The following is a 25473-nucleotide window of genomic DNA, read 5'->3' as shown; positions in this document are numbered from 1 at the left end:
CAATTTAAATTCCTATTTAATTAAAATTATGGACTCTAGAGATATATCTGTTGTTTTACAAGGAGCTCTAATTCCTAGTGAATATGCGTTTTATAAAGATAATATTGCTAAGATTAGAGCAGTTCTACCAAATTCTAAAATAATTCTATCTACGTGGGAAGGAACTTTTATTTCTTCAGAACTAGATGTTGACTTAGTTGTTTTTAGTAAGGATCCCGGTGGATTAATTGGTATAAAAAGATGTGATATAAATAAGGCTAACAATATAAACAGGCAAATAATAACAACTTATAGTGGTCTTGAAAAGGTTAAAACTGAATATGTTCTTAAAATTCGTACAGATTGTTATTTAGAACATTCTAATTTTACTGAATATTTTATAAGATTTAGTAAATCTAAAGATTATATTATATCAACTTCATTTTTTACTATAGATCCTACAATGTATGAGCATATGCCATACCATATTAGTGATTGGTTTCAGTTCGGAAAAACTAATATATTATTGCAATATTGGGATGTTCCTTTAATGACTGAAGAAGATTCTAGTTGGTATTTATCCCATAAATATGCTAGTAATTCTGGTTTCTTTGATAAGGAGTTTATTTCTAAATTTGCAGTTGAACAATATATTGCAATTAATTATGCAAAAAAATTAGGATATGAAATACCAGAATTTCATAATGATAATAGAAAAATTGTCTTAGAGAGTTATTATAAGTTTCTATCTGAGAGGATCATAATTCTAGACCTATGCCAGGCAGGTTTAGTTTTTCCAAAATATCTATGGGTTTATAGTTCAGTATTTTTTTCAATGAGCTGTATTACTTTTACTGATTGGTATGGAAATTATATTAATAATATGGGGATTAGTGTAGGTAAGGATGATCCTGTTTTTTCTTCTTATCTTAAACGGAAAAAGAAGAAATATATATTAAGAATTTTAATTAATTTAATTGAGCCGGTATCTAGTTATTGGTATCCATCTAGATTAAGAGGTGTTCTTTTTAAATTAGCTAAGAGATTATCCAAGGTGCTTAAAGTTTTTAAAAATAAGGTGTGAATCATATGTTTGTTATCCCAATGGCAGGGCTTAGTTCCCGTTTCTTTAAGGCTGGTTATACAAAGCCGAAATACCAATTAGATTTAAATGGTGAGACTGTTTTTTCATGGGCGGTAAAGTCTTTTGAAAATTATTTTAAGACAGATAAGTTTGTTTTTATTTATCGTGATGTTTATGAAACTAAGGATTTCCTAGAAGCAGAAATCAAAAACTTAGGCATCACTGATTATGAATTAGTTTGTTTACCCGAAGAAACCTTGGGGCAGGCTGATACAGTTTATCAAGGTATCAAGCATATTAAAGAAGATAAAGAGATTTATATTTTTAATATCGATTCTAGAATAATTGACTTTGTGAAACCCAATTGGGTCAATGAATGTGATGGTTATCTAGAAGTTTTTAAAGGTGAAGGAGACCATTGGTCTTTCGCTATGCCTGATGGAACGTCTAAAAAAGTTATTCGCACCACTGAGAAAGAACGAATCTCTGATTTGTGTAGCGATGGTTTATATTATTTTAAAAATAAATCTGTATTTGAAAAATTGTTTTTAGATGCCAAACATTCAGGTAATACTACAAAAAATGAATATTACATAGCGCCACTTTATAATGACTTAATTACTCAAGGAAAAGTTGTTTATTACGCTCTTATCCCTAATAATGAAATTCTGTTTTGTGGAACACCGGATGAATATCTAGCATTATTAAATAAGTAGGAGCCATAATATGAAACGTTTAATTATGGATTTAGATAATACCATTACTCTTACAGAGAATGGCGATTATAGAAATGCTAAACCGATAATTCCGGTAATTGAAAAGTTACGCGAATATAAAGCAAAGGGGTTTGAAATTGTGATTAGCTCTAGCCGTAATATGAGAACTTATGAAGGCAACGTTGGCAAGATCAATGTTAATACATTACCGATTATTATGGATTGGTTAGAGCGGCATAATGTTCCTTATGATGAAATTTATGTAGGCAAGCCTTGGTGTGGACATGATGGTTTTTATGTTGATGATCGCGCGGTTCGCCCTGACGAGTTTGCATCAATGAGCTATGATGAAATCCGTAAATTAACAAAAATGGGTGGTGAATATGATTCTAATTAATTCAGCTGCCTATGTGAATGCAGAGTTTCGTAACGAGTTTGGTTTAATTCCGCCTTGTTTTTTACCTATTGGCAATAAGAAATTGCTTTCACATCAAGTGAATGCATTACGTAAGCAATTTTCACAAAAAATTATTGTTTCTCTTCCTAGCAATTATGCTCTAAGCATTGATGAATCATTATTACTTCAAGAGCTTAATATTGAGCCAATCTTTGTTCAAGAAGGTATTTCATTGGGAATGGCACTTCTTTATGTCCTAAATGCCATTGGTTATGAAAATGAAACATTAAGATTACTACATGGCGATACGTTATTAGGGTGCTTTCCTGAAGATATTGATTGTGTTGGTTTAGGTAAATCTCAAGATGACTACACTTGGGAAGTTGAAGATTTTAATGCCGTATGGTGCGGTTTCTTTGCATTTTCTAGCTCCAAAGCCTTTGTGAGGGCATTAGCTCTTTCTCAAGGAGATTTTGTAAAGTCAGTTAAAATTTATGAAGAAGAGAAAGGCATTGCTTATGAGAACGTAGATTCATGGTATGACTTTGGGCATATCAATACTTATTTCCAATCGCGCTCAACTATTACGACACAACGAGCCTTTAATTCATTAAAAATTGAAAACGGTGTGGTATGGAAATCAGGTACTCCACCAAGAAAAATTGAGGCTGAAGCAAATTGGTTCCAGCAATTGCCTGCGGAATTAAAACGTTTTACACCACAATTAATTCAGTCTGGAAAAACAGAACAAGGTAATCCATTCTATGAAACTGAGTATCTCCCTATCTTGCCATTAAATGAGATTTTCGTCCATGGTAGAAATCCCGTAGCTTTTTGGGAAAAAGTGCTTGGTTTGATTTCATTTTATATGGATGAATCTCGCAAATATTTTTCTTATGATGATAAAGATCTTATTGCAAAAATTCACCAAGATTCGACCGCTCTTTACGCAGATAAAACTTATGACCGCCTAGAAGCTTATGCAAAACAGAAAAATATCGATCTAGACAAGCCAGCCCGTTATAACGGAAAAAATTTGCCATCTCTACGCCAAATTGCGCAGGAGTGTATTGATGCTTCATTAGCATTACCTGAAGTTCCAGCTGTTGTGCATGGTGATTTATGCTTTAGTAATGTAATGTATGATTCTCGCAGCAATAGTGTAAAAGTGATCGACCCTAGAGGATTGAATATTCAGCAAGAATTAACTATTTACGGAAATCAAAGTTACGATTTGGCAAAACTCTGCCATTCTTTCATTGGCTTATATGACTTTATTATCGCTGATGCATTCCACCTTGAAAAGAGTGATGAGATTGGTGTAAAACTCAGATTTAACTTAGATTCACGTTTGAAGCAAGTTCAGTCTATGTTTATGCAAAAATCACTAATTCCGGAGTTATCGAATAAGGCTATTATTGCACCAACAATCTTGTTGTTCTTATCTATGATTCCATTACATTTTGATAAACCACATAGGCAAGAAGCGATGTTAGCAAACGCATTGCGTTTATATGTAGAATACTTCAAGGCTTAGTTTGGGAGTTGATTTTGCAAAAGCACTTTCTTTTAGTCGGTGCAGGTTTCTCCAACGCTGTTATCGCTCGCGAATTAGCGGAAAATGGTTATAACACCGTTGTTATTGATTCTCGTAGCCATGTGGCGGGTAACTGTCACTCTGAACGTGATGCTGAAACAAATGTTATGGTTCATGTTTATGGTCCACATATTTTCCATACAGATAATGAAAGAGTATGGACTTATGTGAATAATTTCGGTGAGTTTATGCCGTTTGTTAATCGTGTAAAAACGATTAGCCAAGGTGCGGTGTATTCTCTCCCAATTAACTTGCATACGATTAACCAATTCTTTGGCAAAACGTGTTCACCGAAAGAAGCAAAAGCTTTAATTGAGGAGCAAGCAGATTTGTCTATTACTGATCCGCAAACCTTTGAAGAGCAAGCAATGCGTTTTGTAGGTAAGGATTTGTATAAAGCTTTCTTCTATGGTTACACTAAAAAACAATGGGGTGTGGAGCCAAAAGAATTACCGGCAAGCATTTTAAAGCGCTTACCCGTACGCTTTAATTATGACGATAACTATTTCGCGCATAAATTCCAAGGTATGCCAAAAAACGGTTATACACAACTTGTGGAAGCGATTTTAGATCATGAAAATATTGAAGTGCGTTTAAATACACCATTTGCTGAATCAATGAAAGCAGAGTTTGATCATATTTTCTGGTCTGGCCCGCTAGATGCTTACTTTGGCTTTGAACTTGGTCGCTTAGGCTACCGCACTTTAGATTTTGATGCATTCCGCGATGAAGGTGATTTCCAAGGTAATGCGGTAATTAACTATGGTGATGAAGAAGTACCTTATACTCGTATTTCAGAACATAAACACTTTGCACCATGGGAACAACACGAGAAAACAATTTGTTATCGTGAATTTAGCCGTCTATGTGGTGAAAATGATATTCCATATTACCCGATTCGTTTAGTGAAAGATAAAGCTCTTCTTCAGCAATATGTTGAAAAAGCCAACAAAGAAACACAAGTGACTTTCGTCGGTCGTTTAGGTACTTATCGTTATTTAGATATGGATGTGACGATTAAAGAAGCCCTAGAAACAGCGGATGTTGTAAAAGAATCGTTAGAAAAACAGACCGCACTTAAACCATTCTATGTGAATATGGATTAAGTATAGCGAGCCTATCATCAAGCCATATACGATTTCGTGTATGGCTTTTGTTTAAATAAAATTGAGTCAATTATGCATACTGAAAAATCAATTTGTGCAGTGGTTGTAACGTTTAACCGCAAAGCATTATTATTAAATTGTTTAAATGCACTGAAAGCCCAAACACATCCTTTAACTCATATTGTGGTGATTGATAATGCCAGTACTGATGGAACTGCTGATTTTTTAGGTGAGAATGGTTGGACAAATAATGATGCTTTTACTTTCATCACCTTGCCCGAAAATATGGGGGGAGCAGGTGGATTCCATGAGGGGATTAAGTATGCGTTTGAACAAGATTTTGATTATATTTGGTTGATGGATGATGATGGATTTCCAGCTGAAACATGTTTGGAAAAGCTTTTACCTTATATATCTCATAATTGCTATATTGGCCCTATTGTGATTGATTGTGAAGGCAAGGAGAAACTAAGTTTTAGCTTGCGGTTGCCAAATAGTTTACAAGTAATTGATCATTACTCTGATATCCCTAAATTTTTAAAAATAGATAATCAAATTAAGGATACAGTATTACCTTTTAATGGTACGTTAATCGGAAGAGATCTTGTCCAACAAATGGGATTTCCTATGAAGGATTACTTTATTTGGGGAGATGAGCGAGAATATACTATGCGTGCAGAGGCATACCGTGCCAATATTTTGACAGTGATTGATGCATTATTTTATCATCCTATTGCAAGCTCTATATCAGAACCAATGTTTTTTGGTAAATTACGGTTTAATAATGCACATTCAGATTTAAAACAATATTGTTTTTGTCGTAATACAATTGCTACTTTTGCCAAGCATAAAGGGCTTGTTTATACGCTAGCTTTTTTTATTAAAACAACTTGGTTTTATGCATTTACTCAGCCAAGCCTTTCTCGTTTACTATTTGCTTGGCGTGCAACGTGGCACGGGCTTACTGGTGATTTTTCTCATCATAAGGATTACTTAAAATAATATGCAAAAGCTTACTGTATTAGTGATTACGCATAAAGACTATGAGTTTCCAGATTCTGCATGCTATCGCCCGCTGTTTGTAGGAGGAAAGATTGCTAGCGGTCTAAAAAATGAGGGCTTTTACCAAGATAATTCAGGTGTAAATATTGCTGAAAAAAATAGTAGTTTTTGTGAATTAACAGGGCTTTATTGGGCTTGGAAAAACGGCGTATTTGAAAATAATGAATATGTAGGGTTGGTGCATTATCGCCGCTATTTTTTGGGTAAAACATTATATTTGAAGAAAAAACAAATTGCCTCAGAGTCAGAACTGTTAGCCATTTTAGAAAAGTACGATGTAATTTTACCTAGAAAACGGAATTATTTTATCGAATCAATTTACTCTCATTACCAACACGCACATCATATCAAAGATCTTGATCTCACAAGAGACATTATCATTGAATTGCAACCTGAATATTTAAAGAGTTTTGATACCGTGATGCAAGGCCGAAAAATTCATATTTATAATATGTTTGTCATGTCATCAGAGAAAGCATCAGAATACTGTAAGTGGCTTTTCCCTATTTTGTTTGAATTAGAAAAGCGAATAGATATCACACAGTATGATAGCTACCAAAAAAGAGTATTTGGTTTTATTGCCGAGCGCCTATTTAATGTTTGGTTGGTTCATCATCAGTTAAAGTTTTGTGAAATTCCGGTAGTTAATTTAGAAGGCGAGAATTTGTTAAAAAAAGCGATTAATTTATTAAAACGAAAATTTTTAAGATAAGGATTTCACTATGCATAAAATTACGTGGTGTAAATTTATTTTGTTAGCTACTGATTTTTTAACACTTTTCAGTTCATTATTTATTGCTTATGAAGTGTTAGATATCACTCATGGCGGCCGTTTTTATTTTCCTTTGGAAGAATTTAATGCCTATGTATTGATTCATGCCTGTGTATCTTTCGCTGGTGTGTTATGGTTTTGGATACGATTACGGCACTATACTTACCGCAAACCGTTTTGGTTTGAATTAAAAGAAATTATCCGTACCTTATCGATTCTTTTTATTATTGAATTGGCGATTGTTGCTTTTTCTCGTCTATATGTTTCCCGTTATTTCTGGTCCATGGCTTGGATTTGTATCTTTGTAGGGTTTCCTTTTTTCAGGATTATTGTAAAAAAGCTTTTGATAAAAAGTGGAATATATTTGAAAGAAACGATCATTATTGGCAATGGAAAAAATGCTAAAGAAGTATTTAACGCCTTAAATAATGAATCGTATTTAGGATTCGACATAAAATTATTTGTGACAACGGAAGATTATCATTCAGAGTTTATTGAGGGTGTTCCCGTCATGCGCCATAACCCTGAGCTGCTAATGAAAGTGGTTTCATCCGAATTTACTCAGTTTATTCTAGCGATTGATGAAGAAAATAAAGCCAAACAAGATTTTTGGTTGCGTTATTTAATTCGTAAAGGTTGTCGCTCGATATCTATCATTCCTGATTTTCGCGGTATTCCGCTCTATGGTACAGATATGTCCTTTTTATTCAGCCAAGAAATAGTGCTTTTCCGAGTGAATAATAATTTAGCCAAACGTTCATCTAAGATTATTAAAAGAACCTTTGATATCTTAGGTTCATCTTTTCTCTTACTTTTATTGTTACCATTTTGTATTCCTTTATATTTTATAATCACAAGAGATGGCGGTAATTTCATATACGAGCATTCAAGAATTGGTCAGCACAAAAAGAAATTCAAATGCTTGAAGTTTAGAACGATGGTAAATAATTCCGATGAAGTGTTAGAAAAACTTTTAGCAACGGATGAAAGTGCTAGATTAGAATGGGAAACCGATTTTAAGCTTAAAAATGATCCGCGAATTACGCCTATTGGCAAATGGCTAAGAGGAAGCAGTTTAGATGAGTTACCGCAACTCTGGAACGTGCTTAAAGGTGAGATGAGTTTAGTTGGCCCCCGTCCAATTGTAAAAGAGGAATTACCTTACTATCAAGAAGATGTAGATTATTACCTTATGGCTAAACCTGGAATGACAGGCTTATGGCAAATCAGTGGGCGAAATAATGTGAGCTATGATACACGAGTTTATTTCGATACTTGGTATGCTAAAAACTGGTCTCTATGGAATGATATTGTGATTTTGCTTAAAACTGTCAAAGTGGTTTGTAAGAAAACTGGGGCCTATTAATGACGCGAATCCTCATCACCGGCGGTTCCGGCTTCATCGGTTCCGCCCTTATTCGATATATCATTAACCATACTCAAGATTCTGTTATTAATATTGATAAACTGACCTATGCGGCAAATCAATCCGCTTTGAAAGAGGTAGAAAATAATCCTCGCTATGCTTTTGAGCAAATTGATATTTGTGATCTTAAGGCGATAGAAAGCGTTTTCGAGAAATATCAGCCAGATGCAGTGATGCATTTGGCGGCAGAAAGTCATGTCGATCGTTCTATTTCGGGAGCGGCTGATTTTATTCAAACCAATATTGTTGGTACTTATACGTTGTTAGAGGTTGCTAAGAATTATTGGCATACCTTAGACGAAGCTAAAAAATCTGCCTTTCGATACCACCATATTTCTACAGATGAAGTGTACGGGGATTTATCCCTTTCTGATCCCGCCTTTACTGAACATTCCCCTTATCATCCGAGTAGTCCTTATTCTGCCTCAAAAGCAGCAAGTGACCATTTGGTTCACGCTTGGCATCGTACTTATAGTTTGCCGGTGATTATCACAAACAGCTCCAATAACTATGGGGCTTATCAACATGCTGAAAAGCTTATCCCTTTAATGATTTCAAATGCTGTGATGGGAAAGCCTTTGCCAATTTATGGTGATGGGCAGCAAATTCGTGATTGGTTATTTGTGGAAGATCATGTTCAAGCTTTATATTTAGTTTTGACAAAAGGTCGAGTTGGAGAAAACTATAATATCGGTGGAAATTGTGAAAAAACAAACCTTGAAGTGGTTAAAACCATTTGCCAATTACTCGAAGAACTTGCACCAAATAAGCCTAATCACATTAAGTATTACGAAGATTTAATAACTTTTGTAAAAGACCGACCTGGTCACGATGTGCGATATTCATTGGATTGTTCTAAAATTCATGCAGAATTAGGTTGGCAACCACAAATAACCTTTGAACAAGGACTTCGTCAGACGGTAACATTGTACTTGTGTAATAGAAACCTTAATCAAAATAAACTAAAAGAGGATAATACCTGATATCTTATTATTTAAGTTTGTTTTCGTTTAGTTAGGCAATAAAATATAAGGAAGGTAAAAAAATAAAATATATTACCTGAATTATGGGCTAAAAATGATTGACTCGTGAAAAAGAATAGGTGAGAAATAATATGTGTAATCCCTAGGATAGTAATGCATTTTATTTCTAAATTTTCAGTATTTAAATTTTTAATAAAGAAAAATAATGGTATTAGAATAACAAAAATTAAGCCTATAAATCCAATTACCCCTCGTTTCACCCACGATTCTAAATATTGGTTATGTAAACTTTTAAAGCCTAAAGTTGTTTTAGCCATTTGTCCTGAGCTCACTTGTCGATCTCTAAATTGGTTGTATCCTTCACTACCATGGCCAAATATAGGTGCTTCCTTAATAGCAATTAATGCATTTTCCCACATATCAAAGCGAGCCCCTAAGGATGTATCTTTATTACTTTCTTCAAAGTAATTAATGATATCTGATTTTGCTTCATTATAACGTTGCTCAACTCCAAATTTAGAGCTTGAAAGTAATGTGGAAAATCCCAGGGTGGTTATTATAAATAAAGATAGAATTAATTTTCTATTAATATATTTTCTATATAGAACTAAAACAATAAAAAATACAATAGGGAAGCCAATCCATCCACCTCTAGCCCCAGATAGCGCACTAGTACTTACAGCTAGTATCAGACCAATCATTCCAAATAGTGCTGATTTATATTCTTTTTTTATAGAAAAATAGATACTAATAATAAGACTTGATATTGCTAAAGATATGGCGATATCACCCATTTGTATATGCATTGTTTCAGGAAATGGTTTTTCATATCCTAATGCAAACTTCTGAAATAACGCAACACATCCAGTAATTAATGCACTAGAAGGAATCGCATATAAAATTGTTTTCCTTTTTATTGGAAAGTTTTTGAATAAAAGTAGTAGGGGAATGAATAAAAGAAGTCGGCTTGGATTATCTATTTCTCTAATCCCATCTTTATTGATAATGATAGATAATAAGAATGTGAAGAAATAAAATAAAAAAGAAAAAATTAGTTTTTTATCTTCAGAGCTAAAAGATAGTTTTTTCTTTAATGGTATGAAATAAATCAATCCAATCGTGCTTAATATTATTGGTGCATAATTATAACCCTTTGGAATGATCAAAACGGTTAAGAAAAATAGAGAAACTAAGAGGTTAATTGTAAACGTTAGATGTTTTTCTTGAATCATACGAATAAAAGCATGTGCAAACTTAAATTTTGTAGATTCTACCTTAAATATTTGTAAAATGCTTGTTATTCATGATTGAATGATGTGAAATTAGGTATAAAACTGGTATAGTTTTTTAATCCTTTTTGTTTTATGTATGGGGAAGATATGCAAATCACGATTTCAAATGCGTTAGCCACTGACGCTTGGGGAAAAAATGCTATTTTGAGCTTTGACTCTAATAAAACTACGATTCATTTAAAAAATAATGAAAAAACTGACCGCACTTTAGTTCAACAAGCTGCTCGTAAATTGCGTGGGCAGGGAATTAAAGATGTGGAATTAGTCGGTGAAAGATGGGATTTAGAATTTTGCTGGGCGTTTTATCAAGGTTTTTATACCGCAAAACAAGATTACGCGATTGAGTTTCCTCATTTGGATCATGATCTACAAGATGAATTATTGGCGCGTATCGAATGTAGTGATTTTGTGCGTGGAATTATTAATGAGCCGGCACAAAGCCTAACACCAGTAAAATTAGCAGAACGTGCAGCTGAATTTATCTTAAACCAAGCGGACATTTATAATGAAAAAAGTGCGGTAAGTTTTAAGATTATTTCAGGTGAGGAACTTGAGCAACAAAGTTATCATGGAATTTGGACTGTGGGTAAAGGCTCTATTAACTTACCAGCCATGTTGCAACTAGATTTCAATCCAGCACAAGATCCGAATGCGCCTGTGTTAGCTTGTTTGGTTGGCAAGGGAATTACTTTTGACAGTGGTGGTTACAGCATTAAACCAAGTGATGGAATGAGCACAATGCGTACTGATATGGGCGGTGCTGCACTATTAACGGGGGCTTTAGGTTTTGCTATCGCTCGTGGATTAAATCAACGCGTTAAACTGTATTTATGTTGCGCAGAAAATTTGGTAAGCAATAATGCATTTAAACTGGGTGATATTATTACTTATAAAAATGGCGTGACAGCAGAAGTGCTCAATACTGACGCTGAAGGTCGTTTGGTGTTGGCCGATGGATTAATTGAGGCTGATAACCAAAATCCAGGTTTTATTATTGATTGTGCGACTTTAACTGGGGCTGCAAAAGTGGCAGTAGGAAATGACTATCATTCGGTATTATCTATGGATGATGATCTCGTGAAGAATCTTTTCCAATCAGCACAAGCAGAAAATGAACCCTTCTGGCGTTTACCATTTGAAGATTTTCATCGTTCACAAATTAATTCATCTTTTGCCGATATTGCTAATATTGGTTCGGTTCCAGTTGGAGCTGGAGCAAGCACTGCAACGGCATTTTTATCGTATTTTGTAAAAAATTATCAGCAAAATTGGTTGCATATTGATTGTTCCGCGACTTATCGTAAATCTGGTAGTGATTTATGGGCTGTTGGGGCAACAGGGATTGGTGTGCAAACTTTAGCAAATTTAATGTTATCAAAATCATTGAAGTAAGGAGATATGATGACAGAAAGAACTTTTTCGATTATTAAACCTGATGCGGTAAAGCGCAATCTAATTGGGGCGATCTTAACTCGTTTTGAGCAAAATGGCTTTAAAATCATAGCTTCTAAAATGGTACGCTTAACTCGTGAGCAGGCTGAAGGCTTTTATGCAGAGCATCAAGGAAAAGAATTTTTTGCTCCTTTAGTTGATTATATGATGTCTTCACCGATAGTGGTTTCTGTACTTGAAAAAGAAAATGCAGTGAAAGATTACCGCACTTTGATTGGTACAACGAATCCAGAAATTGCAGCAGAAGGTACAATTCGTAAAGATTTTGCATTAAGTCAGCGTGAGAATTCAGTTCATGGTTCGGATAGTGTGGAAAGTGCAAATCGTGAAATTACTTATTTTTTTACTGATTCTGAAATTTTTGAGCGTTGATTGATAGTAAAAAGCACCTAAAGTAGTTTAGGTGCTTTTAAATTTTTAATGTTTATAAAGTTAGACCTTCTTAAGGTTTATAAATGAACTCAATTCCTTCATCATCTTCTTCGGTCCAATCATCATCCCAATCTTCGTCATCATCAAATTGATGCTCCGCTAGTTGTTCTTGATGGTAATCTTCCCATTTGAATTTCACTTCTTCAGGTGCAACTTGTTGTGTTTCAGCTTCCCGTGGATTCGCTATGATAAAGTCCATAATATCACGACAAAGTGGTGGAACATTTTTCCCTGTTGCAGCTGAAATCAGGTAATAGTCTTCTTCCCAACCTAATTGTTCAGCAATTTCTTGAGCTCGCTCTTCAGCTTCTTCATCACTCATCGTATCAATTTTATTAAATACTAACCAACGTGGTTTTTCTGATAATTTTTCGCTGTATTGGAAAAGTTCAGATTCAATAATAGCCACGTTATCTGCTGGATTAGATCCATCAATTGGGGCTATATCAACTAGGTGAATAAGCACTCTACAACGTTCGAGATGTTTCAAAAAGCGAATTCCTAGTCCTGCGCCATCTGCTGCGCCCTCAATTAATCCTGGAATATCAGCGACTACGAAACTATGTGAGTCGTCCACTTTCACAACACCGAGACTTGGTACCAGGGTAGTAAACGGATAATCTGCAACTTTTGGTTTGGCTGCTGAAACGGCACGAATAAAAGTGGATTTACCAGCATTAGGTAAACCGAGCATTCCAACATCGGCAAGTAGCATTAATTCGAGTAATAAATCGCGTTTTTCGCCCGGTGTTCCCATTGTTTTTTGACGCGGTGCACGGTTTACCGATGATTTGAAACGGGTATTCCCTAAACCGTGATAACCACCTTTGGCTACTAACATTTTTTGACCGTGTTGGGTTAAATCTCCCAAGGTTTCTTTGGTGTCGTTATCAATAGCACGAGTCCCTACGGGAACAGGTAAAATAATATCTTTACCTCGACGTCCTGTACAATCTGAACTCCGTCCATTCTCTCCGCGCTCTGCCGCAAAGCGTTTATTAAAACGGTAATCGATTAAGGTATTGAGGTTTTCATCAGCTTGTAAATATACATCGCCACCATCGCCACCGTCGCCACCGTCAGGGCCACCTTTCGGAATAAATTTCTCTCGACGAAAACTTACGCAACCGTTGCCACCATCCCCAGCCTCAATTCTAATAAGGGATTCATCAATAAATTTCATTAAAACTTCTCCAAAATAAACCGCACTTTAATGAGTTTTATGCGGTAATAATTTATGTCCAATCGCGGATAAAATTGCCCCGCATACTACAACAAATGCGCCAATATAGCTAATGTTATTCAATTCTGGTGCCGCAAAATCTGCTGGGCTAAAATAATGGGCAATATGGGAAAATAGTATTGTGAAAAGAGGTACAAGTGTGATAACAACACTGACTTTTGATACATCCCAACGATTAAGTGCTTCCGCATAAGAGCCATATCCAATTAAGGTATTTACACAGCAGTAAATAAAACAAATCAGAGCTAAAGGTGTGAGTTCTTGTACTTGCGAGAATTCAGCCATCGGCATAAAGGCTATGGCACAACCTAAATACATCATTAGCAAGATTTGTTGTGAATTAAATTTACGCAACATTAATTTTTGCGCCATTCCATAAGCGACCCAAATAAGGGATCCTGCTACGCTTAAGATGACACCTGTTGAATACTGATTTAGTCCAGCAAATACATCAAAACGATCATTAAAGAATAAGCCTAAACCAATTAACAATAAGAAAAGTCCAATCTTTTGGTGCAACCCCAATTTTTCTTTGAAGATCAGTACACCACAGATGAGCATTCCAAAAGAGGATAAATGAATAAAAATTTGTGCAACTGAAGGTTCAATATAATTCAGCGAACTACTAAATAATAGAAAATTGCCGGTAAGGCCAATTACCCCAATAAGAGCAAGCCAAGCATATTGACCGACTTTCATTGGTTCAGGTAATTTCTTTTTATAAGCAAGTAGAGCTAATAATGAGATTGCGGCTACAATAAAACGATACCATACGATAGTTTGTGCGTTCATTACAGACAAAGCTTGTTTTAGGGCGATAGGTAAGGATCCCCAAGCCATAGCGGTAATAAGCGCAAAGGTAAAGCCTAATATAGGTTGTTGTTTCATTGCTTGCTCGCTTATGTGAAATTAAAAAAGACAAAACGCCCCACAAAATTGTAGGGCGTTTCAATCGAATAGATTTTAAATTATTCAGTAACAATACTTACGTATTTACGGCTTTTCTCGCCTTTTACTTCAAATTTAACTTTACCATCTGCAGTTGCGAATAAGGTGTGGTCTTTCCCCATACCTACGTTGTTACCTGCGTGGAATTTAGTACCACGTTGACGAACAATGATGCTACCTGCTAATACAGATTCGCCACCGAAACGTTTAACACCAAGGCGTTTAGCTTCAGAATCGCGACCGTTACGAGTTGAACCACCAGCTTTTTTAGTTGCCATCTACTTGATCTCCTCTGAAATTATGCTTGAATCCCAGTGATTTTCACTTCTGTGAACCACTGACGATGACCTTGTTGTTTACGGCTGTGTTTGCGACGACGGAATTTAACGATTTTAACTTTCTCGCCACGACCTTGTGCAACGACTTCAGCCACTACTTTTGCGCCAGCAACTACTGGTGCACCGATTTTAACATCTTCACCATTAACGACCATCAACACAGAATCGAACTCAACTGTTGCGCCAGTTGCAAGTTCAAGTTTTTCTAAACGAACAACTTGACCTTCGCTCACACGGTGTTGTTTACCGCCACTTTGGAAAACTGCGTACATAAATACTCCGCTTAATTGTGTTTCCCTGCTCTTTAGCAGTCCACACTTAAAAATTCATATAAATAGGTCGCAAATTCTACGGAAAAATCCTACTTATGGCAAGAATTTATTTACAATAAAATAAAAAAATTCCCTTCATTTGCGGATTGATTTCAGAAAGTCTGAAAATTCGGGTAAAATGCACCGCACTTTTGACTAATAATTGATGAAAAAATGAAGAAACAAGATCTTATGAGCATAGACGAGATCCAGAAACTTGCAGATCCCGACATGCAAAAAGTGAATCAAAATATTCTTGCTCAGCTTAATTCAGATGTTCCATTAATAGGGCAGTTAGGTTTTTATATTGTTCAAGGTGGTGGTAAGCGGATCCGTCCATTGATCGCAGTTCTCGCAGCTCGATCTTTAGGGTTTGAAGGCTCTAATTCAATTACTTGTGCTACTTTTGTTGAATTTATTCATACTGCCTCTTTACTACATGATGATGTGGTGGATGAGTCCGATATGCGTCGTGGGCGAGCTACGGCGAATTCAGAATTTGGGAATGCTGCAAGTGTGCTGGTAGGAGACTTTATTTATACGCGTGCATTTCAATTAGTTGCACAATTAGAGTCATTGAAGATTTTGGGAATTATGGCCGATGCGACTAACGTTTTAGCAGAAGGCGAAGTTCAGCAGTTAATGAATGTTAATGATCCCGAAACGAGCGAAGCTAATTATATGCGTGTCATTTATAGCAAAACTGCGCGTTTGTTTGAAGTGGCTGGTCAGGCTGCGGCAATTGTTGCGGGCGGAACAGAAGCTCAAGAAAAGGCTTTACAAGATTATGGGCGTTATCTTGGAACTGCATTTCAGCTCGTGGATGATGTATTGGATTATAGTGCAAACGCACAAGCTCTAGGTAAAAATGTAGGCGATGATTTAGCTGAAGGAAAACCAACTCTTCCTCTGCTACACGCTATGCGTCATGGTAATGCTCAACAGGCAGCTTTAATTCGCGAAGCGATAGAGCAAGGCGGTAAACGTGAAGCTATTGATGAAGTATTAGCTATTATGGATGAGCATAAGTCTTTAGATTATGCAATGAATCGTGCGAAAGAAGAGGCTCAAAAAGCAGTAGATGCAATTGCAATGTTGCCAGACAGTGATTATAAGAAGGCATTGATTTCTTTGGCTTATTTGTCTGTGGATAGAAATTATTAGCCATTAATTTAGCTTATATACTTGATATCAATTAATTTTAATTAAACTTTATGAATACAGAACTTCAATCTAAACCCGAGCAAAGTGCGGTTAACTTTCAAGGCAAAACTCGTAAACAAAAGGTACGCAAAGATCCTAATGCACCTTTTATTCGTGAAAAACTTGAGTTGCCAGATGGACATAATAAACTCCTTTTACATTCATGCTGTGCGCCTTGCTCGGGTGAAGTGATGGAAGCAATCCTTGCATCTGGCATTGAATTTACGATTTATTTTTACAATCCGAACATTCATCCACTCAAAGAATATTTAATTCGTAAAGAAGAAAATATTCGTTTTGCCCAAAAATTTGGCATTCCATTTATTGATGCAGATTACGATCGTCAAAATTGGTTTGATCGTGCTAAAGGAATGGAATGGGAGCCTGAGAGGGGAGTTCGTTGCACTATGTGTTTTGATATGCGTTTTGAAAAAGCTGCTGAATATGCTCATGAACATGGCTTCCCTGTATTTACTAGTTGCCTGGGCATTTCTCGCTGGAAGGATATGAATCAAATCAATGGTTGTGGGCATCGCGCTGCGGAAAAATATGATGATGTTATTTATTGGGATTATAACTGGCGAAAAGAAGGTGGCTCGCAACGCATGATTGAGATTAGTAAGCGTGAGCGGTTTTATCAACAGGAATATTGCGGCTGTGTGTATTCTTTACGTGATAGTAATAAATGGCGAGAAGAGACTGGTCGTCAAAAAATTGAAATCGGAAAATTGTATTATAGTGCTGATTAATATGATGAACACAAAAAAGGCTTGGAATCCCAAGCCTTTTTCTTTGCGAAATTATTCGCCCAAACGCTCTTTAATACGAGCTGATTTACCTGAACGTTCACGTAAGTAGTAAAGTTTAGCTTTACGTACCGCACCTTTACGTTTAACAGCGATAGAATCTACAGCTGGAGAGTGAGTTTGGAATACACGCTCAACGCCTACGCCGTTAGATACTTTACGTAAAGTAAATGCTGAGTGCAAGCCACGGTTACGAATTGCAATAACCACGCCTTCGAATGCTTGCAAACGACGTTTGCTACCTTCAACTACCCATACTTTAACTTCTAAAGTATCACCTGGGCGGAAGCTAGGTACGTTTTGTTTTAATTGTTCTTGTTCAAGTTGTTTGATAATGTTAGACATTGTTTGATCCTTTATTGATCCTAGATGTAACTGAAACTAACTGTTATGCTCGGCTTTCGCCTCTTTTAACAGTTTACGTTGTTCGTCAGTCAGAGCTAGGCCTTCTAAGAGCTCAGGGCGTCGGAGCCAGGTTCTTTGTAGCGATTGTTTTAATCGCCATTTACGAATTTCTTCGTGATGTCCCGACATCAGCACGGGTGGTACAGTTAATCCTTCTAACACTTCTGGTCTGGTGTAATGCGGGCAATCTAATAAACCATCTGCAAAAGAATCTTCTTCTGCGGAGGCTTGTTTGCCTAATACACCAGGAATAAAACGCGCAACAGCATCAATTAATGTCATTGCTGGCAATTCCCCACCAGTTAGAACGTAATCGCCGATTGACCATTCTTCATCAATTTCAGTTTGAATCAATCGTTCATCAATACCTTCGTAACGTCCGCATACTAAAATCAATTTCTGATTTTGAGCAAGATCGGTTACGCCGCCTTGATCGAGTTTACGTCCTTGTGGCGAAAGGTAAATCACCTTTGCGCCTTCTCCTGCCGCTGCTTTTGCAGTATGAATCGCATCCCGTAAAGGTTGTACCATCATCAGCATTCCCGGGCCACCACCATAAGGGCGGTCATCTACGGTTTTATGCTTGTCGAATGTAAAATCTCTTGGATTCCAACATTCTACTTGCAGAAGATTATGTTTTACGGCTCTACCTGTAACCCCAAATTCCGTAATTGCTTTAAACATTTCGGGGAATAATGAAATCACCCCTATCCACATAAAAAGCCTACTACATTACGTTTGTGCATACTTGAGATTAGAAACCAGCGTCCCAATCCACTTCAATAGTTTTCGTGGTGAGATCGACTCTTTTAACTACTTGTTCATACAAAAACGGAATTAACCGCTCTTGTTTTCCAAAAGCATCTTTCGTATTGGCTTTCACCACTAATACATCATTAGAACCTGTTTCCATCATCTCTGTCACCGTTCCCATTGTATAACCTTCTAGGTTTACGACTGAGCAACCAATTAAATCGTGCCAGTAATAATCGCCTTCTTCTAGTTCTGGGAAAACAGATAAATCCACACCGATTTCAACATTTGCTAAAATTTGTGCGGCTTCACGATCATCAACGCCTTTTAATTTAACGATGATTTCGTGATTATGATGACGCCAGTTTTCTAATTCAGTTGGCTGCCACTCACCTTTGATTTTTAAAAACCAAGGTTGATAATCAAAAATGCTTTCAGCTTGTTCTGTTGATGAATAAATACGTAACCACCCACGAATACCGTAGGTTGAGCCTAATTTGCCCACAACTTCAATACGTTGTTGTTCCATATTTTTCACCTATCTTAGTTTAAGAACTAAATCAAAAAGCGAGATTATGCTTTTTGAGCTTCTTTTACCAAAGTTGCAACACGATCTGAAAGTGACGCACCTTGAGCAACCCAGTGGTTAACACGGTCTAGGTCGATACGAACACGTTCTGCGTTACCTTGTGCGATTGGGTTGAAGAAACCTACACGCTCAATGAAACGACCATCACGTGGTGAACGGCTGTCAGCTACTACGATTTGATAAAATGGGCGTTTTTTAGCTCCGCCACGAGATAAACGAATGGTTACCATAACCTTCCTCTAAATGTTTAATTACTAAAAGAATATTCCCAAATTCGAAAGCGATTTAAGAATATAGCTTACTTTTTTCTCTGTATATATAGACAAAAAGCCTGCGAATTTTATACTTTTTGAGCAAAATTGCAAGTTTTGGATGAGCATTCTAATAAGTACGTTACATCCCCCTTGAAAAGCTAAATATTATCATTCACATGCAATTTTGTTTTACGTATAATCTGAGAAACTCTCAAGCAGTTTTAGGTCAAGTTTACGCGTTAAGCGGTATTTTACATTGATAAAATATCAGTTAAATGAGGTTTATTATGAAAATCGGTTTTCATTCTGTGTTACTTGGATTAGCGTCATGTATTGGCATTCAACAATCTGTGATAGCGAGTCCTCCTTCGTCTTCTCACCAATCAGTATCTACTGAGTCCGCTGAGGCTTTAAAGCAACAATTTTCAATCGCTTTAGCCAAACAAGAAAAGCAACAAGTTTCGATTTTACAGAAAAAACTCACCGCACTTTTTTCTTTACCTCCTCAATTCCTAGATAATCAGATCCAAATAAGCGAAAAAATCCTCACTCGTATTTTTAAAACAGATAAAAATCTCACTCCTAAATTTCTCGATTATTTATACTTTGAGCCGATAAATACTGGCGATGCTAATTTAATTCAGGAAATGAAGAAAAACTTATTGGTGTCTTTTTTAGCGAATGAGCAGGCAAAAATTTATATTCGTCAAACAGATAATTCGGAGCAATTTGTTCAGGCTTTAATAGAACGAGGGGCAAAACCAGATCAAATCATATTATTGTCTTTGGATGCTAAAGGCATATTTCAAAAAATTATTGAACAGATACGTCAAGATTTTCCTAATCAAACAACTTTTTCTATTACCGAGAATCGAGTGAGTTTGATAACCCCATCTTCTGAAATTAAGCCCCGCCTTGCTCTAGCTAATATGATGTTTGCTCGCCAATTTAAAGGGGTCGAAGTTGATGATTTTTCGTATTTAGATCAAGCACGTGAAAATCTTCAACACAATAACTATGCTATTCGTTATAAGACTTTCCAAGCAATGCTTGAAGGCTTAAATTAATCTGTTTACTCACAAGGAGCCATTATGTTTTTATCTAAAAAATCAGTTACCTTTGCAGTTAGTGCGTTAGCAATGCTTTGCTCTGGCGCAACCTTTGCTAAAGAAGCGCCGCAAGCACATAAAGCTGTGGAGTTAAGTATCTTACATATTAACGACCACCATTCTTATTTGGAACCGCACGAAGCGAGAATTAATTTAAATGGTCAACAAACAAAGGTTGATATTGGTGGTTTTTCTGCTGTGAATGGAAAACTTTATGAGTTGCGTAAAAAGTATAAAAATCCATTAGTGCTACATGCTGGTGATGCGATTACCGGTACACTGTATTTCACCCTTTTTGGCGGTTCCGCTGATGCGGCTGTTATGAATGCTGGTAATTTCCATTATTTTACTTTGGGTAACCATGAATTTGATGCGGGTAATGAAGGTTTATTAAAACTACTCGAGCCATTAAAAATTCCAGTACTTTCAGCCAATGTTATTCCTGATAAAAATTCAATTTTATATAACAAATGGAAACCTTACGATATTTTCACTGTGGATGGAGAAAAAATTGCTATTATCGGTTTAGATACCGTGAATAAAACGGTTAATTCATCTTCACCAGGTAAGGATGTGAAGTTCTATGATGAAATTGCTACCGCACAAATTATGGCAAATGCGCTAAAACAACAAGGTATTAATAAAATCATCTTACTTTCACACGCAGGTAGTGAAAAAAATATCGAAATTGCTCAAAAAGTGAATGATATTGATGTGATCGTTACTGGCGATTCACATTATTTATACGGAAATGATGAATTACGTGGTTTAAAATTGCCAGTAATCTATGAATATCCACTTGAATTTAAAAATCCGAATGGCGAACCGGTATTTGTAATGGAAGGCTGGGCTTATTCTGCTGTGGTGGGTGACTTAGGCGTGAAATTCAGTCCTGAAGGTATTGCGTCTATTACTCGTAAAATTCCTCATGTGTTAATGAGTTCTCATAAACTTCAAGTGAAAAATGCGGAAGGTAAATGGACCGAACTAACAGGTGATGAACGTAAAAAAGCGCTTGATACTTTAAAATCAATGAAGAGTATTTCACTTGATGATCATGATGCAAAAACAGACATGCTTATTTCAAAATATAAAAGTGAAAAAGATCGTTTAGCACAAGAAATTGTTGGCGTCATCACTGGCTCTGCAATGCCGGGTGGTTCAGCAAACCGCATCCCAAATAAAGCGGGCTCTAATCCAGAAGGTTCTATCGCGACACGCTTTATTGCAGAAACGATGTATAACGAACTCAAAACAGTAGATTTAACTATTCAAAATGCAGGCGGTGTTCGTGCGGATATTTTACCAGGCAATGTAACCTTTAATGATGCTTATACTTTCTTACCTTTCGGCAATACGTTATATACCTATAAAATGGAAGGTTCGTTAGTGAAACAAGTACTTGAAGATGCGATGCAATTTGCTTTAGTTGATGGTTCTACTGGGGCATTCCCTTATGGAGCAGGCATTCGTTACGAAGCGAATGAAACACCAAATGCAGAAGGTAAACGCTTAGTGAGCGTGGAAGTATTGAATAAACAAACCCAGCAATGGGAACCGATTGATGATAATAAACGTTATCTCGTTGGTACCAATGCTTATGTAGCTAGCGGTAAAGATGGGTACAAAACTTTTGGTAAATTATTTAACGATCCTAAATATGAAGGCGTTGATACATACTTGCCTGATGCGGAAAGTTTCATTAAATTTATGAAAAAACATCCGCACTTTGAGGCTTATACTTCATCAAATGTGAAATTTAATGCTTCAACTGATGCCTTACCTAAAAAATAAAATTGAAAAATAGACTAAAAATAGCGCGTATTTAACGCGCTATTTTTGTTATGAGTTTGCTGCTTTAAGATGCCGTAGATGATTGAGAATCGTGATTATTCCACACCTGAATGGTTTCTCGTGGAAAATAAATTCCCTAGAAAGGTTGAAAAATAGGGTGGTTTATTGCGATAATCTAGGCCATTTTTGGGGAGATCTTTCAAGTAGTCAAATTTGTTTTAGACTGTGTATTTTTGTTAGAAAGATCAAATTTTTATTTCACCTTTAATTTAATTAGAAAAGAACAATGGCGGAAAAACGTAATATTTTTTTAGTGGGGCCAATGGGTGCAGGTAAAAGCACTATCGGTCGTCAATTAGCACAACAGCTTAATATGGATTTTATTGATTCCGATGCCGTGATTGAAGAGCGTACGGGAGCAGACATTAGCTGGATTTTTGATTTGGAAGGGGAAGAAGGCTTCCGTAAGCGTGAAGAACGCATTATTAACGAACTCACACAAATGCAAGGTATTGTGCTTTCAACTGGTGGTGGCGCAGTGCTTTCTAAAGAAAGCCGTAATTATTTATCTGCACGCGGTATTGTGATTTATTTGGAAACAACGGTGGAAAAACAATTCCAACGTACTCAACGTGATAAAAAACGTCCATTGCTCCAAGATGCAGATAATCCTCGTCAAGTATTGGAAGATTTAGCAAAAATTCGCAATCCGCTTTATGAAGAAATTGCGGACATCACTTTGCCAACCGATGAGCAAAATGCCAAAGTAATGGTAAATCAAATTGTTGATTTAATTGATAATATGAATGGATTGAATGGTGCACTTTAAACACACCTAAGGATAAATTATGCTGTGCGTCAACGTGGAATTGCAAGAGCGTCGCTATCCTATTTTAATTGGTAGCGGATTGTTACAAGATGAACGTAGTTACCCGATTAAACGTGGGGATCGCGTGATGATTGTAACGAATCCCACGGTTGCACAGTTTTATCTTGATACAGTCATCTATGCGTTAGAAAAACGTGGTTGCGTGGTCGATCATGTTTTATTGTCAGATGGCGAAAAATACAAAACGCTTGAATCTTTAAACTTAATTTTCACCGCACTTTTACAAGGTAATCATGGACGAGATACCACGATTATTGCATTGGGCGGCGGTGTAATTGGCGATGTTGCGGGATTTGCTGCGGCAAGTTATCAGCGCGGTGTGCGTTTAATTCAAATTCCAACCACATTGCTTTCACAAGTGGATTCTTCAGTGGGCGGTAAAACGGCGGTTAATCATGAATTAGGCAAAAATATGATTGGTGCATTCTATCAGCCATCAATGGTTATTATTGATACGCTCACGCTTAATACGCTTCCTAAACGTGAAGTAAACGCGGGTCTTGCCGAAGTTATCAAATATGGCGCCATTTTAGATTACGAATTTTTTGAATGGCTAGAACAACATATTGATGAACTTGTCGCTTTGCATCCTGAGGCGCTTCAACATTGTATTTCTCGTTGTTGCCAAATTAAAGCGGATGTGGTTGCGAGAGATGAAACAGAAAAGGGCGATCGTGCATTGCTCAATCTTGGGCACACTTTTGGTCATGCCATTGAAACTCACTTAGGTTATGGAAACTGGCTTCATGGTGAAGCTGTTTCGACAGGAATGATGATGGCAGCGGCGCTTTCGGAGGAACTTGGAGATATTTCTATTGCAGATGTGTCTCGCCTTGAAAAATTACTTGCTCGTGCCAATTTGCCCACCGTATCACCGGATACGATGCAGCCGGAGGACTATTTACCGCATATGATGCGTGATAAAAAAGTTCTAGCGGGTAAATTGCGTCTGGTGCTACTCAAATCTCTAGGCCAAGCTTATGTAGCGAATGATACCGATCATACCCTCGTGTTAAATGCAATTCGTCGTTGTACTCAAACGGATTAAGATGTTACGTCCGAAAAAACAATCTTTAAAACCTAAGTTAAAACACCGTCCATTTTTAAAATGGGCGGGGGGGAAGTTTCGTTTAACGGACGATATAAATAAAGCCTTTCCAAACAAAAAAAACTGCTTAATTGAGCCATTTGTGGGGGCTGGAGCAGTATTTCTTAATTCTAATTTTGAACGCTATATTTTGGCAGATATCAACCCTGATTTAATCAATCTATTCAATATTGTTAAAGAAAATGTAGAGGGTTATATCGAAGCTTGCAAGCCGATTTTCTTTGCTGATGATGCCAATACACCTGATTATTACTATACCAAACGTCGTCAATTCAATGCTTCTACGGATCCTTTCGAACGTTCGATTATTTTTTTGTATTTGAACCGTTTTGGTTTTAACGGATTATGCCGCTACAACAGCAAGAATGAATTTAATGTGCCTTTTGGGGCTTATAAAACTCATTATTTTCCAGAAGATGAATTACGTTATTTCGCTCATAAAGCGCAAAGTGCGGTGTTTTTATGTTGTGATTTTCAAAAAACTTTTGAATTTGCCGATAAGAATTCGGTGATTTATTGCGATCCGCCTTATGCTCCGCTACAACAGGATACTAATTTTACTGGTTATGCGGGCAATGAGTTTGGTCTGATGCAGCAACGTGCTTTGGCTGATTTAGCGAAATCTATACAAAAAGAAAAACAAATTCCGATATTGATCTCTAATCACGATACTAAATTTACGCGTGAAATTTATAACGGTGCAAAATTTAAACGGGTAAAAGTCCAACGTTCTATTAGTCAGAATTCAGAAAAACGCGTAAAAGTGAAAGAATTGATTGCGATATTTGGTGCTCGTAAATAATAAAAATAAACCGCACTTTTGTTAGTGTTCGGTTAGATGACTGTTTTCTTTAAATCATCCATCGTATTAAAATTCTCGAAGTTGCCTTCTTCTTGCGTAAACTTTACTGAAATCCCGCCATTTTCTTTCATAAACTGTAAAAGGCGTCGTTCACCCGATGCTAGATAGTGTCGCAATTTTTCCTTTAGCTGAACGGACATCAAACAAAAAACGGGATGTTCACGTTCCTCATCGCAAGCATACGCAATTAAAGTGCGGTGATTTTCAACCGCACTTTTGAGTTTATCTAAAAGATTAGTTGGGAAAAAAGGTGTATCACAAGGTGTAAAAAGGATGAAGTCGCTTTTTGTTTTTTCTAGGGCTGTTAGCATGCCACTTAATGGCCCTTGAAAATCGGGCAGTTCATCGGAGAAAACAGGAAAGCCAAATTTTGCATATTCTGTTTGATTTCGGTTAGCGTTAATTGAAATCTGATGAATTTGTGGTTGCAAGCGATGAATAACATGTTGAATTAAAGATTGTTTACCTAAAATCTGTAATCCTTTATCTTGCCCGTCCATTCTGCGTGCTTTGCCACCAGCCAAAATTACCGCGCTTATTGTGATTGTCATATTTTAATCTAT

The 25473-nt window shown here is 36.5% G+C and carries 28 protein-coding genes; 18 read left to right on the top strand and 10 right to left on the bottom strand.

Annotated elements, in window-relative coordinates; translation table 11 throughout:
* The first annotated feature begins 28 nt into the window (after positions 1-28).
* The 9 genes from DV428_RS09110 to rfbB all read left to right on the top strand — a co-directional run bounded on the left by DV428_RS09110 (position 29) and on the right by rfbB (position 9122).
* Positions 29-1063, top strand: coding sequence for a WavE lipopolysaccharide synthesis family protein (locus DV428_RS09110; protein ID WP_114909491.1), 1035 nt, complete (start codon positions 29-31; stop codon positions 1061-1063).
* Positions 1064-1068: 5 nt separating this feature from the next.
* On the top strand, positions 1069-1779 hold the full coding sequence (locus tag DV428_RS09105; protein ID WP_114909490.1) for a glycosyltransferase family 2 protein: 711 nt from the start codon (positions 1069-1071) through the stop codon (positions 1777-1779).
* 10 nt (positions 1780-1789) lie between these two features.
* A complete protein-coding gene (locus tag DV428_RS09100) occupies positions 1790-2176 on the top strand; it encodes an HAD-IIIC family phosphatase (protein ID WP_114909489.1) in 387 nt (128 codons plus the stop codon).
* Positions 2163-3713, top strand: a complete 1551-nt coding sequence (locus DV428_RS09095) for an aminoglycoside phosphotransferase family protein (RefSeq protein WP_114909488.1) — start codon at positions 2163-2165, stop codon at positions 3711-3713. The genes DV428_RS09100 and DV428_RS09095 overlap by 14 nt, the downstream gene beginning before the upstream one ends.
* Before the next feature lie 14 nt (positions 3714-3727).
* Positions 3728-4879 carry a UDP-galactopyranose mutase gene (gene glf, locus DV428_RS09090; RefSeq protein WP_114909487.1) on the top strand — a complete coding sequence of 384 codons (1152 nt, stop codon included), beginning with the start codon at positions 3728-3730 and terminating at the stop codon, positions 4877-4879.
* A gap of 72 nt (positions 4880-4951) precedes the next feature.
* Entirely contained in the window at positions 4952-5881 is a 930-nt protein-coding gene (locus tag DV428_RS09085; RefSeq protein ID WP_114909486.1) for a glycosyltransferase family 2 protein, read from the top strand.
* Position 5882: 1 nt separating this feature from the next.
* Positions 5883-6653: a DUF4422 domain-containing protein gene (locus DV428_RS09080; protein WP_114909485.1), complete on the top strand. Its 771-nt coding sequence runs from the start codon at positions 5883-5885 to the stop codon at positions 6651-6653.
* A 10-nt stretch (positions 6654-6663) separates the two neighbouring features.
* The gene (gene wbaP / locus DV428_RS09075; protein WP_114909484.1) at positions 6664-8079 is read left to right on the top strand and encodes an undecaprenyl-phosphate galactose phosphotransferase WbaP; all 1416 of its coding nucleotides are present in this window, start codon (positions 6664-6666) and stop codon (positions 8077-8079) included.
* Positions 8079-9122 carry a dTDP-glucose 4,6-dehydratase gene (rfbB, locus tag DV428_RS09070; RefSeq protein WP_114909483.1) on the top strand — a complete coding sequence of 348 codons (1044 nt, stop codon included), beginning with the start codon at positions 8079-8081 and terminating at the stop codon, positions 9120-9122. The genes wbaP and rfbB overlap by 1 nt, the downstream gene beginning before the upstream one ends.
* A gap of 11 nt (positions 9123-9133) precedes the next feature.
* Here rfbB and DV428_RS09065 read toward each other — a convergent pair whose 3' ends face one another.
* Positions 9134-10354 (bottom strand): O-antigen ligase family protein, encoded by a 1221-nt coding sequence (locus tag DV428_RS09065; protein ID WP_114909482.1) that lies wholly within the window; start codon positions 10352-10354, stop codon positions 9134-9136.
* 147 nt (positions 10355-10501) lie between these two features.
* Between DV428_RS09065 and pepB the strand changes: the two genes are divergently transcribed.
* The gene (gene pepB / locus DV428_RS09060) at positions 10502-11806 is read left to right on the top strand and encodes an aminopeptidase PepB (RefSeq protein ID WP_114909481.1); all 1305 of its coding nucleotides are present in this window, start codon (positions 10502-10504) and stop codon (positions 11804-11806) included.
* Between the two features lie 9 nt (positions 11807-11815).
* Entirely contained in the window at positions 11816-12238 is a 423-nt protein-coding gene (gene ndk / locus DV428_RS09055) for a nucleoside-diphosphate kinase (RefSeq protein WP_162790807.1), read from the top strand.
* Between the two features lie 70 nt (positions 12239-12308).
* Here the strand turns inward: ndk and cgtA are convergent, their stop codons facing one another.
* The 4 genes from cgtA to rplU all read right to left on the bottom strand — a co-directional run bounded on the left by cgtA (position 12309) and on the right by rplU (position 15099).
* Entirely contained in the window at positions 12309-13481 is a 1173-nt protein-coding gene (gene cgtA, locus DV428_RS09050; RefSeq protein ID WP_114909479.1) for an Obg family GTPase CgtA, read from the bottom strand.
* A 27-nt stretch (positions 13482-13508) separates the two neighbouring features.
* Entirely contained in the window at positions 13509-14429 is a 921-nt protein-coding gene (locus tag DV428_RS09045; protein WP_114909478.1) for a DMT family transporter, read from the bottom strand.
* Positions 14430-14509: 80 nt separating this feature from the next.
* On the bottom strand, positions 14510-14767 hold the full coding sequence (rpmA, locus tag DV428_RS09040) for a 50S ribosomal protein L27 (RefSeq protein WP_114909477.1): 258 nt from the start codon (positions 14765-14767) through the stop codon (positions 14510-14512).
* A 20-nt stretch (positions 14768-14787) separates the two neighbouring features.
* Complete coding sequence (rplU, locus tag DV428_RS09035; protein ID WP_005626416.1) at positions 14788-15099, bottom strand: 50S ribosomal protein L21; 312 nt, start codon at positions 15097-15099, stop codon at positions 14788-14790.
* Between the two features lie 213 nt (positions 15100-15312).
* On the opposite strand from rplU, the gene ispB reads away from it, so the two are divergent.
* Both ispB and DV428_RS09025 read left to right on the top strand, forming a co-directional pair.
* Positions 15313-16302, top strand: coding sequence for an octaprenyl diphosphate synthase (gene ispB, locus DV428_RS09030; RefSeq protein ID WP_046949924.1), 990 nt, complete (start codon positions 15313-15315; stop codon positions 16300-16302).
* Positions 16303-16352: 50 nt separating this feature from the next.
* Positions 16353-17090 (top strand): epoxyqueuosine reductase QueH, encoded by a 738-nt coding sequence (locus DV428_RS09025; protein ID WP_114909476.1) that lies wholly within the window; start codon positions 16353-16355, stop codon positions 17088-17090.
* Positions 17091-17141: 51 nt separating this feature from the next.
* Here DV428_RS09025 and rplS read toward each other — a convergent pair whose 3' ends face one another.
* Genes rplS through rpsP form a run of 4 tightly spaced genes read right to left on the bottom strand, consistent with a single transcriptional unit; the run spans position 17142 to position 19124 of the window.
* Positions 17142-17492, bottom strand: coding sequence for a 50S ribosomal protein L19 (gene rplS / locus DV428_RS09020; RefSeq protein ID WP_005626422.1), 351 nt, complete (start codon positions 17490-17492; stop codon positions 17142-17144).
* Between the two features lie 36 nt (positions 17493-17528).
* Positions 17529-18269, bottom strand: coding sequence for a tRNA (guanosine(37)-N1)-methyltransferase TrmD (gene trmD, locus DV428_RS09015; RefSeq protein ID WP_114909475.1), 741 nt, complete (start codon positions 18267-18269; stop codon positions 17529-17531).
* A 37-nt stretch (positions 18270-18306) separates the two neighbouring features.
* Complete coding sequence (gene rimM, locus DV428_RS09010; RefSeq protein WP_065244522.1) at positions 18307-18834, bottom strand: ribosome maturation factor RimM; 528 nt, start codon at positions 18832-18834, stop codon at positions 18307-18309.
* 44 nt (positions 18835-18878) lie between these two features.
* Positions 18879-19124: a 30S ribosomal protein S16 gene (gene rpsP / locus DV428_RS09005; protein ID WP_114909474.1), complete on the bottom strand. Its 246-nt coding sequence runs from the start codon at positions 19122-19124 to the stop codon at positions 18879-18881.
* A gap of 311 nt (positions 19125-19435) precedes the next feature.
* Between rpsP and DV428_RS09000 the strand changes: the two genes are divergently transcribed.
* From DV428_RS09000 to DV428_RS08980, 5 genes are all read left to right on the top strand, one after another.
* Positions 19436-20215, top strand: a complete 780-nt coding sequence (locus tag DV428_RS09000) for a hypothetical protein (RefSeq protein WP_114909473.1) — start codon at positions 19436-19438, stop codon at positions 20213-20215.
* 24 nt (positions 20216-20239) lie between these two features.
* Complete coding sequence (gene nadN / locus DV428_RS08995; RefSeq protein WP_005626434.1) at positions 20240-22051, top strand: NAD nucleotidase; 1812 nt, start codon at positions 20240-20242, stop codon at positions 22049-22051.
* A gap of 286 nt (positions 22052-22337) precedes the next feature.
* Positions 22338-22880 carry a shikimate kinase AroK gene (aroK, locus tag DV428_RS08990; RefSeq protein WP_005631111.1) on the top strand — a complete coding sequence of 181 codons (543 nt, stop codon included), beginning with the start codon at positions 22338-22340 and terminating at the stop codon, positions 22878-22880.
* Positions 22881-22899: 19 nt separating this feature from the next.
* Positions 22900-23988 (top strand): 3-dehydroquinate synthase, encoded by a 1089-nt coding sequence (gene aroB, locus DV428_RS08985; RefSeq protein WP_114909472.1) that lies wholly within the window; start codon positions 22900-22902, stop codon positions 23986-23988.
* A gap of 1 nt (position 23989) precedes the next feature.
* On the top strand, positions 23990-24850 hold the full coding sequence (locus DV428_RS08980; RefSeq protein WP_114909471.1) for a Dam family site-specific DNA-(adenine-N6)-methyltransferase: 861 nt from the start codon (positions 23990-23992) through the stop codon (positions 24848-24850).
* Between the two features lie 32 nt (positions 24851-24882).
* On the opposite strand, the gene mobA is transcribed toward DV428_RS08980, so the two are convergent.
* Positions 24883-25461, bottom strand: a complete 579-nt coding sequence (mobA, locus tag DV428_RS08975; RefSeq protein ID WP_114909470.1) for a molybdenum cofactor guanylyltransferase MobA — start codon at positions 25459-25461, stop codon at positions 24883-24885.
* Positions 25462-25473: the final 12 nt, after the last annotated feature.

The organism is Haemophilus haemolyticus, from assembly GCF_003352385.1.
Classification (GTDB): domain Bacteria; phylum Pseudomonadota; class Gammaproteobacteria; order Enterobacterales; family Pasteurellaceae; genus Haemophilus; species Haemophilus haemolyticus_I.
Note: the sequence above shows the minus strand (reverse complement) of the source record. Positions and strands in the feature narration are given on the sequence as shown.